The organism is Streptomyces sp. NRRL F-5650 (assembly GCF_000721365.1).
In the GTDB taxonomy this organism is placed as follows: domain Bacteria; phylum Actinomycetota; class Actinomycetes; order Streptomycetales; family Streptomycetaceae; genus Streptomyces; species Streptomyces ardesiacus.
This window is the reverse complement of record NZ_JOGV01000063.1, coordinates 17,944-28,619: the sequence shown is the minus strand read 5'-3', so window position 1 is coordinate 28,619 and position 10,676 is coordinate 17,944. Positions and strand designations below refer to the sequence as shown.

Here is a 10,676-nt window from a genome sequence, read left to right as displayed (position 1 = left end):
GTGAGGCGTACGGCTGGGGGTGGTGCTGAGGCTGGGGCTGGTACGCCTGGCTCTGGGGCGGATACGGCTGCGGCTGGGGGTGCGGCTGGGGGGGGGGGGGCGGGGGGCTCGTACGGCTGGGGTTGGGGCTGTGAGGCGTACGGCTGGGGGTGGTGCTGAGGCTGGGGCTGGTACGCCTGGCTCTGGGGCGGATACGGCTGCGGCTGGGGCTGCGGCTGCGGGGTGTGCGGCGGCAGGTACGCCGTCTCCTCAGCGGAGACCGGCGGCTGCACCTGCGTCTCCCAGGTCTGCCCCTGCCACTGCTGCGTGTACTGACCGGCGTCCGGGTCCGGCTGCTCGCCGTACCCCGCGTACGGCTGCTGCCCGGGCCACGCCTGCGCGTCGTACCCCTCGTACTGCTGGTTCTGGCCGTACTGCGGGTCCTGGCCGTACTGCGGGTACGGCTGGTGCGGCTGGTTGGTCATCGCTCACCCTCCTGCGAACGGCGGGAGCACCTCGACCGTGCCGCCCTCGGCCAGCCGTACCGTCTCATGCCCGCGCGTGCCCACGGGGTCCCCGTCGACGAGGAACGAGCAGCGCAGCAGCACGCGCGTGAGTTCGCCGGGGTGCCGCTCGCGCACCGCGGCGAGCGCGTCGGCGAGCGTCGCCGCGTCGTACGGCTCCTCGGCCACTCCCGCGGCGGCCTTCGCGGCGGCCCAGTAGCGCACCGTGACCTTTGCCATCTCGTTCCTTCGTCGTCGGCGATGAACAACGTCAGGCTAGCCCGCCCGCGCCACGGCCCAGTCGCCGATGCGGTGCAGCAGCGCCTCGTCCGAGGCGTTCTCGGCGTGGCCCATGCCGGGTTCCAGCCAGAGTTCGCCGTGGTCTCCGGCCGCCTCGGCGAGCATCCGGGGGTGGTCCAGCGGGAAGTAGCCGTCCCGGTCGCCGTGCACGACGAGCAGCGGCGTCGGCGCGATCCGTCCGGCCGCCTCCACCGGAGACAGGGGCACCGGGTCCCAGTCGCGGTGGTGGATGCGGGTGCGCAGGCCGTAGCGCCCCACCAGGCGTCCGGCCGGGCGCATCACCAGCCAGTGCAGCCTGCGCATGGGGGCCGTGCCCCGGTAGTACCAGCGGGCGGGGGAGCTGACCGACACGACGGCGTCCGTGCCCGCCGCCTCGTCACCCGCGTACAGCGCCGCGTGCCGCAGGACCACCGATCCGCCCATGGAGAAGCCGACGGTCACCACGCGCCGGTGCCCGAAGCCGCGCGCCCACGCGACCGCCGCCGCCAGGTCGAGCACCTCGCGGTCCCCGACGGTGGACCGCCCGCCGGAGGCGCCGTGGCCCCGGAAGGAGAACGTGACGACGGCACCGTGCCGCGCGAGGGCCGCCGCGATCCGCCGTACGTGCGGCCGGTCGGCGTCGCCGGTGAACCCGTGGGCGACGACGAACACCAGGTCAGAGGGGGCGCCCCGGGCCGCTTCCGGCTCGTGCACGGCGTCGACGAGGACGCCGTCGGCCGTACGGAGGAAGGTGCGCGCGGGCCCGCGGCGCGGCGCTCCCCGGGGTGTTTCGGGATGCGGACGATGGTCTGGACGGTGGGTGGAACGCGCCACACGACCCCCCGCTCGGTTGCTCATGTCGGCTATTCTGCTGGGCAGAGGACTCGGGCAACGTAGCCCCCGGGTCCTTTTGTGCTTCCGGGAGCGGTGCCGGGCGGTCGTCCGGCGTTCACCTCCCGGACGCACGGCGGGCCCCACGGGCACGGGGTCCGCAACCTGTACGAAGCAGTGCCGCAAACTCCCCCACTGCCTTGAGGGCGTGGGAGGTACCCCCATCGCAGGGACCCAGGAGGAACCAGACGATATGGGCGAGCGAACCGGGCACGACCACAAACCGTCCCAGGCAGGTGGGGCGCGATGAGTTCTCTGCTGCTCCTGACCAACGCCCTCCAGCCGTCGACGGAGGTGCTTCCCGCCCTCGGCCTGCTGCTGCACAACGTACGCGTCGCCCCCGCCGAGGGCCCCGCGCTCGTGGACACCCCGGGCGCAGACGTCATCCTCGTCGACGGCCGCCGCGACCTTCCCCAGATCCGCAGCCTGTGCCAGTTGCTGCGCTCCACGGGCCTGAGCTGTCCGCTGGTCCTCATCGTCACCGAGGGCGGCCTCGCCGCCGTCACCGCCGACTGGGGCATCGACGACGTGCTCCTGGACACCGCCGGTCCGGCGGAGGTCGAGGCGCGGCTGCGGCTGGCCACCGGCCGCCGGCAGCTCGGCGGCGACGACTCCCCGATGGAGATCCGCAACGGCGACCTGTCGGTCGACGAGGCGACGTACTCCGCCAAGCTCAAGGGCCGGGTCCTGGACCTGACCTTCAAGGAGTTCGAGCTGCTGAAGTACCTGGCCCAGCACCCGGGCCGCGTGTTCACCCGCGCCCAGTTGCTCCAGGAGGTGTGGGGCTACGACTACTTCGGCGGCACCCGCACCGTCGACGTGCACGTACGGCGGCTGCGCGCCAAGCTCGGCCCCGAGCACGAGTCGCTGATCGGTACCGTCCGCAACGTCGGCTACCGCTTCGTGACGCCGGAGAAGCCCGAGAAGGGCGAGCAGGGCGAGAAGAGCGCGAAGAGCGAGACCGCCGAGAAGAAGACGAGGGCCGCGGAGCACCGGACGGCGGCGGCCGAGCAGGACGAGGCGGCCGACGCAAGGTCATCCAAGGTGTGATACGCCCTGCCCGGGGCGGGTCCATCCGCGTAGACTCCGCGCGTGGCCAAGGTGACTCGGGACGATGTGGCGCGGCTGGCGGGGACTTCCACCGCCGTTGTCAGCTACGTCATCAACAACGGACCCCGGCCGGTCGCCCCGGCCACGCGCGAGCGCGTCCTCGCCGCGATCAAGGAACTGGGGTACCGGCCGGACCGGGTCGCCCAGGCCATGGCGTCGCGGCGCACTGACCTCATAGGGCTGATCGTGCCGGACGCGCGCCAGCCGTTCTTCGCGGAGATGGCGCACGCGGTCGAGTGGGCCGCCTCCGAGCGCGGCAAGATGGTGCTCGTCGGCAACAGCGACTACGTCGGCGAGCGCGAGGTCCACTATCTGCGCGCGTTCCTCGGGATGCGCGTCTCGGGCCTGATCCTGGTCAGCCACGCCCTGAACGACCTGGCCGCCGCCGAGATCGACGCCTGGGACGCCCGGGTGGTGCTGCTGCACGAGCGCCCCGAGGCCATCGACGACGTCGCCGTCGTCACCGACGACCTGGGCGGCGCCCAGCTCGCCGTACGCCACCTGCTGGAGCACGGGTACGCGTACGTGGCCTGCATGGGCGGCACCGCCGAGACCCCGTCCGTCGGCGACCCGGTCTCCGACCACGTCGAGGGCTGGCGGCGCGCGATGAAGGAGGCCGGGCTCTCCACCGAGGGCCGGCTCTTCGAGGCGCCGTACAACCGCTACGACGCCTACCGCGTGGGCCTGGAGCTGCTCTCCGGGCCGCAGCGCCCGCCCGCCATCTTCTGCTCCACCGACGACCAGGCGATCGGCCTGCTGCGCGCCGCCCGCGAGCTGCGCATCGACGTCCCCGGCGAGCTGGCGGTGGCCGGGTTCGACGACATCAAGGAGGCCGCGCTGGCCGACCCGCCGCTGACGACGGTCGCCTCGGACCGCTCGGCGATGGCGCGGGCCGCCGTGGACCTGGTCCTCGACGACGCCCTGCGGGTGGCGGGCTCCCGGCGCGAGCGGCTGAAGGTGTTCCCCTCCCAGCTCGTCGTCCGGCAGTCCTGCGGCTGCGCGTAGGCCACCGCTCCGCCCGCCCTCCGTCCGTCCCTCCGTCCGTCCCTTCGTTCCGGGCCCTCCGTCCGGCGCCCCTCGTGCCGGCGCACTTGTCGCGTCTGCTTCGTCCCGGCGTCTTTACATCGGGCATACGAGGTTCTGCCGGGCTTCTCAGGCGGCACTCAGGGCGCTCTCATCCGCGGGCGGGAAGCTCATGGACATGACCGAGAGCCTGCGCCCGAACGGCGAGTACGAGCACGCGAACCCGTACCAGGGGACCCACCAGCACGCCTCCTCTCCCGACAGCCACGGCAGCCACGGCAGCCACGGCAACCCCGGCAGCCACAGCAGCCACGTCAACCCCGAGTGGCCGCCCCCGCCGGCGCAGCCGCCCCAGGCCCCCGCGCAGCCCCTGCCCGAGCCGCCGCACGGCCGGCGCTCGGCCCGGCGGCGCGGCCCCGCCGCCCTCCTCGCGGCCGTGGCGATCGTCGCGGCGGCCGTCGGCGGGGGCACGGCCTACGGCATCCAGGAGCTGACCGGCGGCGACACCGTCGCCTCCACCTCCACCAGCACCACCGTGGTGCCCTCCAGCCAGAAGGGCACGGTCTCCGGGGTCGCCAAGGCGGTCAGCCCGAGCATCGTCGAGATCAACGCGACCTCGAACGCCGGCTCCTCCACCGGTTCCGGCGTGATCGTCACGAGTGACGGCGAGATCGTCACCAACAACCACGTCGTCGCCGGTGCCTCGTCCGTCAAGGTGAGGACGAACGACGGCAAGCAGTACACCGCGCGGGTCGTCGGCACCGACAGCAAGAAGGACCTCGCGCTGATCAAGCTGGAGAACGCCTCCGGCCTGACGGCCGCGACCCTCGGCGACTCCGACGCCCTGGCGGTCGGGCAGCAGGTCGTGGCGATCGGCTCCCCCGAGGGCCTGACCGGCACCGTGACCAGCGGCATCGTCTCGGCGCTCGACCGCGACGTGACCGTCTCGACCGACGAGGGCCAGCAGCAGCAGCAGCAGCAGCGCGGCGGTCAGTGGCCCTTCGAGTTCGGCGGACAGCAGTTCAACGGCGACACCGGCTCGTCCACGACGACGTACAAGGCGATCCAGACCGACGCCTCCCTCAACCCGGGCAACTCCGGCGGCGCCCTGATCGACATGAACGGCAACATCATCGGCATCAACTCCGCGATGTACTCCGCGACCGACTCCTCCTCGAGCGCGGGCAGCGTGGGCCTCGGCTTCGCCATCCCGGTCAACACGGTCAAGGCGGACCTGGCACAGCTCCGGGCGGGTGCGAGCGGCTGACGGGGTACGAAGACGTGCGACGCTGAAAGCGTCCGTTGACCGACCCGTTCCCCCACCGCACCCGAGGACCCGAGCCCATGAGCCCCGCAGACGGCGACCGCGACCGTGAGACCCAGCGCATCCTGATCGTCGACGACGAACCGGCCGTACGCGAGGCCCTCCGGCGCAGCCTCGCCTTCGAGGGGTACGACACCGAGGTCGCCGTCGACGGCGCCGACGCCCTGGACAAGGCCGCCGCCTACCGCCCCGACCTCGTCGTCCTGGACATCCAGATGCCCCGCATGGACGGCCTGACCGCCGCCCGCCGCATCCGCGGCGCGGGGGACACGACCCCGATCCTGATGCTGACGGCCCGCGACACCGTCGGCGACCGGGTGACCGGCCTGGACGCGGGCGCGGACGACTACCTCGTCAAGCCGTTCGAGCTGGACGAGCTGTTCGCCCGCATCCGCGCGCTGCTGCGCCGCAGCTCCTACGCGGCCGCCGTGGACGCGGCCACCGAGGACGACGACGCCCTCTGCTTCGCCGACCTGACCATGGACCTGGCGACCCGGGAGGTCACCCGGGCCGGACGCCCGGTGGAACTGACCCGCACCGAGTTCACCCTGCTGGAGATGTTCATGGCGCACCCGCGCCAGGTCCTCACCCGCGAGCAGATCCTGAAGGCGGTGTGGGGCTTCGACTTCGAACCGTCCTCGAACTCCCTCGACGTGTACGTCATGTACCTGCGCCGCAAGACCGAGGCGGGCGGCGAACCGCGCCTCGTGCACACCGTCCGCGGCGTCGGCTACGTCCTGCGGCAGGGCGGCGCCGAGTGACAGGGCTCGTCCGCCGGGTCCGGGCGCTGCCCATCCGGGCGCGGCTGTCGCTGCTGGTGGCGGCGGCGGTGGCGTTCGCGGTGGCGGCGGCGGCCGTCGCGTGCTGGTTCGTCGTCAAGAGCGTGCTGGTCAGCTCACTGGACGAGGCGCTGAAGGCCAACCGCATGGACAGGACCCAGGTCGGCCAGTACCTCGACCTGCGCACCGGCCTGTGCGCCCACGAACCCGTCACCCACGAACAGAACCCCTTCGGCTCGTCGGTGCAGCTCGTGGACCGGCAGGGCGGGAGCTGCCTCATCATCGGCACCGAGGAGGTCCCGCTCACCGGCGCCGACCGCGCCGTCGCCGAGGGCACCTCCGCCAACGCGCTGCACGACGCCACCGGCGGCGACGGAGCCCAGTACCGCGTCTTCACCTACACCGTGCCGGGGCTGTCGGGGGTGGCCGTCTCCGCCGCGCGCCCGCTGAGCGAGGTCAACAGCTCCCTCAGCAACCTCGCCCTGGTGCTCGTCTTCGTCGCGGGCGCGGGGGTCGTCGGGGCGGGCGCGGCCGGCCTGTGGGTGGCCCGGACCGCGCTGCGGCCGGTCGACGAGCTGACGCGGGCCGTCGAGCACGTGGCCCGCACCGAGGACCTGACCGTCCGCATCCCGGTCGAGGACGACAGCGACGACGAGATCGCCCGCCTGTCCCGCTCCTTCAACACCATGACCTCGTCCCTGGCCAGCTCCCGCGAACTGCAGCAGCAGCTCATCGCCGACGCCGGACACGAACTGCGCACGCCCCTCACCTCGCTGCGCACCAACATCGAGCTGCTCACCCGCAGTGAGGAGACGGGCCGTCCGATCCCGGAGGCCGACCGCAAGGCGCTCCTCGCCTCGGTCAAGGCGCAGATGACGGAGCTGGCCGCGCTCATCGGCGACCTCCAGGAACTCTCCCGCCCCGACACCGGCCAGCAGGAGGGCCGCACCCGCATCCTCGCCTGGCACGACGTCGTGGAGTCGGCGCTGCGCCGGGCCCGCCTGCGCGGCCCGGAGCTGACGATCGAGGCCGACGTGCACCCCTGGTACGTAAGGGCCGAGCCGGCCGCCCTGGAACGCGCGGTGGTCAACATCCTGGACAACGCGGTGAAGTTCAGCCCCGACGGCGGCACCGTCGCCGTACGCCTCGCCGACGGCGTCCTCACCGTCCGCGACCACGGTCCGGGCATCCCCGCCGACGAACTCCCCCACGTCTTCGACCGCTTCTGGCGCTCCCCGAGCGCCCGTGCGCTGCCCGGCTCGGGCCTGGGCCTGTCCATCGTGGCGCGGACGGTGCAGCAGGCCGGCGGCACGGTGAGCCTGACCCCGGCCGACGGCGGTGGGACCACCGCCGCGATCCGGCTGCCGGGGGCGCCGGTGCCGCCGCCGGAGGGAGGGGACGTCCACGAGCGTTTCGACGGGTGACGGATGACGTGTGACGGGTGACGGGTGACGGGTGTCAGTGGTGGCCGAGCATGCCGGGGGCACGGATGTCGACGGTGAGGAAGCCCGGCGGGCAGAGGCCCTGGGAACTCCCGACGTCCGCCTCCTGTTCTTCCGCCTTCATCAGGCACGGCGCCGGGAGACGCAGCCGGTCACCCGGTGTGTGAGCGACGTTGTCGGCGAGGCGGTGGAGAGCCTCGTGACCGCCGGAAAGGTGCGCAGGAGTGACCGAGCGCCGAAGGGTCCGGCGCATCCGCGGGCGCGTGGCCGCTGGATGTGCCGGACCCGACGCGGGTGGCCGACTGCCGCCGACCCGCTACCGCACGACCGTGATCCGGTCCGCCGCCGGAGGAGCGATCGGGGCGGTCGCCGAGGAGTTGGCCGTCAGGTACTGCTCGAAGGCCGCGAGGTCGTCCGCGCCGACGCGCTCGTTCGTGCCCTCGCCCAGCGTGGTGAAGCCGTCGCCGCCGCCCGCAAGGAAGCTGTTGGACGCGACGCGGTACGTGGCGGACGGGTCGATCGGGGCGCCGTTCAGGCGGATGGAGTCCGTCACGACGCGGTCCGCGCCCGACTTGGTCAGGTCCAGGGTGTAGGTGAGACCGGACGAGACCTGGAGGATCTTCGGGGCCGCCTCGTTCGGGCCGCTCACCTGCTCCTTGAGTACCTGGATGAGCTGCGCGCCCGTGTAGTCCTTGAGGTTCACCGTGTTGGCGAAGGGCTGGACCGTGAACGCCTCGGCGTAGGTGACCACGCCGTCGCCCTCGGCGCCGGAGGCCGCATAGGTCAGCGGGGCGCGGATGCCGCCCGGGTTCATCAGGGCCAGGTCGGTCTCCGGGTCCTGTTCCTTGCCGTACGCGAGCTGCGCGTCGGCGATCAGGTCGCCGAGCGGGGACTCGGTGCCGTCGCGGTTGATGTCCGCGGTGACGTAGCCGACGGGGCGGTTGCCGATGGGGGCGGCCAGGGTGTTCCAGCGGTCGATCAGCCGGGTCATGTCCGGCGCCTTCGGGACGTCCCGCGTCACCACGTGGTTCGCGGACTTCACCGAGGTACGGGCAATGTCACCCGTGGCGCGGTCGTAGGTCAGCGTCGTGTCCGTGTACAGGCGGCCGAAGGACGAGGCCGAGGTCACCGTGCGGGGGTTGCCCGCCGGGTCGGGGATCGTGCAGACGTAGGCGTTGTGCGTGTGGCCGGTGACCAGCGCGTCGACCTGCGGGGTGATGTTCTTGGCGATGTCCACGATCGGGCCGGAGACGCCGTCGCCCGCGCCCGGGGAGTCGCAGTCGTAGTTGTAGGAGGACGAGGCCGGGAAGCCGCCCTCGTGGATGAGCGCGACGATCGACTTCACGCCCTGGCGCTGCAGCTCCTTGGCGTACTTGTTGATCGTCTCGACCTCGTCCTTGAACTTCAGGCCCTTCACGCCCTCGGCCGAGACGATGCCCGGGGTGCCCTCCAGGGTCACGCCGATGAAGCCGACCTTGACGCCGTTCTGCTTCCAGACCCAGTAGGGCTTGAGGACCGGCTTCTTCGTCTTCTCGTCGAGGACGTTGGCCGCGAGGTAGGGGAAGTCGGCGCCCTTGAACTTCTTGTCCGTGTAGCAGCCCTCGGTGGGGTGGCAGCCGCCGTTCTGCAGGCGGCCCAGTTCGCGGGCGCCCTCGTCGAACTCGTGGTTGCCGACACTCGTGACGTCCAGGTCGAGCTGGTTCAGCGCCTCGATCGTCGGCTCGTCGTGGAAGAGGCCGGACAGGAGGGGAGAGGCGCCGACCATGTCGCCGCCCGCGGCGGTGATGGAGTAACGGTTCCCCTTGCGGGCCTCGCGCAGGTGGGTGGCCAGGTACTCGACGCCGCCCGCGTCGACCGTCTCCGTCGTGCCGTCCGGCTGGACCTCGGTGACACGGCCGGAGGAGCCGGCGGGCGGTTCCAGGTTGCCGTGCAGGTCGTTGAAGGAGAGGAGCTGGATGTCCTGGTAGCGGCCCTGGCCGTGACCTCGGCCGGAGCCGTTGTCCTGGCCTTGGCCTTGGCCGCCGTTGCCCCGGCCGTTCCCGCCGGTGCTCGCCGAGGCCGGGAGCGCCGCCGCGGCGAGTGCCCCGGCGGTGACGACGGTGGCGGCCGCGACGAGGAGACGGCTCGTACGGCGTCTGCGGCGCGGCTGGTGCGAGTGTGCTGTGGCTGGCATGCGCCCCCCTGTGGGTGTGCGTGGCGCGAGCCGCTGAGGAGACGGCTCGTCGGCGCAGAGCCTAAGGTCAACGCGCGTAGCGCGACAGGGGCTTCCGGGTTACAGCCTGGTTTAGCTTCGTCTTCGCCCGCTGCCGCCGCATTGCCCCGCCCGCCCTTTACTCTCGTACGCATGACCAGCGACGACACCGTGCGGCCCGGCCGCCCCCGCTCGATCGAGACTCTCGCCGAACTCACGCCTGAGCAGACCGACGCCGTCCTCGCCCTGCTCACCGAGGCGGCCCGAAACGACGGACAGCACGCCGTGTCCGAGCAGGGCCGGCTGCAGCTCCGCGGCCCCGCGCGGGAGGGCGTCGCGCACCTCCTGCTCACCGTCGACGGTGGTGAACTCGTCGGCTATGCCCAGTTGGAGGGCACCGACCCGGTCGAGCCGCCGGCCGCCGAGCTGGTCGTCCACCCCTCGTACCGGGGCCAGGGGCACGGGCGGGCGCTGGGCTCCGCCCTGCTCGCCGCATCCGGCAAGCGGCTGCGGGTCTGGGCGCACGGCGGTCACGCCGCCGCCCGGCACCTCGCGCAGGTACTCGGACTTTCCCTCTTCCGCGAACTGCGGCAGATGCGGCGCCCGTTGGCCGGCCTCGACCTGCCGGAGCCGCGGCTGCCGGAGGGCGTGAGCGTGCGCGCCTTCGTGCCCGGCCGGGACGACGCGGCCTGGCTCGCGGTGAACGCGGCCGCCTTCGCCCACCACCCCGAACAGGGCTCGCTCACCCAGCGCGACCTCGACGACCGCAAGGCCGAGCCGTGGTTCGACCCGGCGGGCTTCTTCCTCGCCGAGCGGGACGGCGAGCTGATCGGCTTCCACTGGACCAAGGTGCACGCCGAGGAGGGCCTCGGCGAGGTGTACGTCCTCGGCATCCGCCCCGACACGCAGGGCGGCGGCCTGGGCAAGGCCCTCACCACGATCGGCCTGCGGCACCTGGAGGGGCAGGGCCTGCCCACGGCGATGCTGTACGTCGACGCCGACAACAAGGCGGCGGTGTCCGTCTACGAACGCCTCGGATTCACCACCCACGAGACGGACCTGATGTACCGCACGGAGACGTGAGCCACGGAGCCGTGCCGACCCACAGGGCCTGGGCCGCTGGGCCGTGCCGACGCCACAGGGCCTGGGCCGCTG

9 protein-coding genes and 1 pseudogene are annotated in these 10,676 nt (G+C 72.7%); 6 read left to right on the top strand and 4 right to left on the bottom strand.

All coding sequences use genetic code 11. The features are described 5' to 3' along the window. From IG88_RS0135180 to IG88_RS0135170, 3 genes and pseudogenes are all read right to left on the bottom strand, one after another. A pseudogene (locus tag IG88_RS0135180) lies at positions 1-464 on the bottom strand (hypothetical protein); the annotation flags it as partial. Positions 465-467: 3 nt separating this feature from the next. Continuing rightward, positions 468-722 carry a MoaD/ThiS family protein gene (locus IG88_RS0135175; protein ID WP_031050152.1) on the bottom strand — a complete coding sequence of 85 codons (255 nt, stop codon included), beginning with the start codon at positions 720-722 and terminating at the stop codon, positions 468-470. Between the two features lie 36 nt (positions 723-758). Continuing rightward, a complete protein-coding gene (locus IG88_RS0135170) occupies positions 759-1,619 on the bottom strand; it encodes an alpha/beta hydrolase (RefSeq protein ID WP_199807536.1) in 861 nt (286 codons plus the stop codon). Between the two features lie 279 nt (positions 1,620-1,898). On the opposite strand from IG88_RS0135170, the gene IG88_RS0135165 reads away from it, so the two are divergent. From IG88_RS0135165 to IG88_RS0135145, 5 genes are all read left to right on the top strand, one after another. Continuing rightward, a complete protein-coding gene (locus IG88_RS0135165) occupies positions 1,899-2,702 on the top strand; it encodes a response regulator transcription factor (protein WP_031050149.1) in 804 nt (267 codons plus the stop codon). A gap of 42 nt (positions 2,703-2,744) precedes the next feature. Further along, a complete protein-coding gene (locus tag IG88_RS0135160) occupies positions 2,745-3,767 on the top strand; it encodes a LacI family DNA-binding transcriptional regulator (protein ID WP_107452405.1) in 1,023 nt (340 codons plus the stop codon). 190 nt (positions 3,768-3,957) lie between these two features. Then, positions 3,958-5,052 (top strand): trypsin-like peptidase domain-containing protein, encoded by a 1,095-nt coding sequence (locus IG88_RS0135155; RefSeq protein WP_037837360.1) that lies wholly within the window; start codon positions 3,958-3,960, stop codon positions 5,050-5,052. Between the two features lie 77 nt (positions 5,053-5,129). Next, positions 5,130-5,870 (top strand): response regulator transcription factor, encoded by a 741-nt coding sequence (locus tag IG88_RS0135150; protein WP_031050138.1) that lies wholly within the window; start codon positions 5,130-5,132, stop codon positions 5,868-5,870. Beyond that, complete coding sequence (locus IG88_RS0135145; RefSeq protein ID WP_031050135.1) at positions 5,867-7,312, top strand: sensor histidine kinase; 1,446 nt, start codon at positions 5,867-5,869, stop codon at positions 7,310-7,312. Before IG88_RS0135150 ends, IG88_RS0135145 begins: the two co-directional genes overlap by 4 nt. 334 nt (positions 7,313-7,646) lie before the next feature. Here the strand turns inward: IG88_RS0135145 and IG88_RS0135135 are convergent, their stop codons facing one another. Beyond that, positions 7,647-9,503: a bifunctional metallophosphatase/5'-nucleotidase gene (locus IG88_RS0135135; RefSeq protein WP_031050132.1), complete on the bottom strand. Its 1,857-nt coding sequence runs from the start codon at positions 9,501-9,503 to the stop codon at positions 7,647-7,649. A gap of 171 nt (positions 9,504-9,674) precedes the next feature. Here IG88_RS0135135 and mshD point away from each other — a divergent pair, with 171 nt between their 5' ends. Further along, positions 9,675-10,604, top strand: coding sequence for a mycothiol synthase (gene mshD, locus IG88_RS0135130; RefSeq protein ID WP_031050130.1), 930 nt, complete (start codon positions 9,675-9,677; stop codon positions 10,602-10,604). Positions 10,605-10,676 lie beyond the last annotated feature (72 nt).

Coding starts and splice junctions, on each gene's coding strand:
- IG88_RS0135155 (WP_037837360.1), top strand. CDS start 3,958: ATGGACATGACCGAGAGCCTGCGCCCGAACGGCGAGTACGAGCACGCG.
- mshD (WP_031050130.1), top strand. CDS start 9,675: ATGACCAGCGACGACACCGTGCGGCCCGGCCGCCCCCGCTCGATCGAG.
- IG88_RS0135135 (WP_031050132.1), bottom strand. CDS start 9,503: ATGCCAGCCACAGCACACTCGCACCAGCCGCGCCGCAGACGCCGTACG.
- IG88_RS0135175 (WP_031050152.1), bottom strand. CDS start 722: ATGGCAAAGGTCACGGTGCGCTACTGGGCCGCCGCGAAGGCCGCCGCG.
- IG88_RS0135170 (WP_199807536.1), bottom strand. CDS start 1,619: ATGAGCAACCGAGCGGGGGGTCGTGTGGCGCGTTCCACCCACCGTCCA.
- IG88_RS0135165 (WP_031050149.1), top strand. CDS start 1,899: ATGAGTTCTCTGCTGCTCCTGACCAACGCCCTCCAGCCGTCGACGGAG.
- IG88_RS0135150 (WP_031050138.1), top strand. CDS start 5,130: ATGAGCCCCGCAGACGGCGACCGCGACCGTGAGACCCAGCGCATCCTG.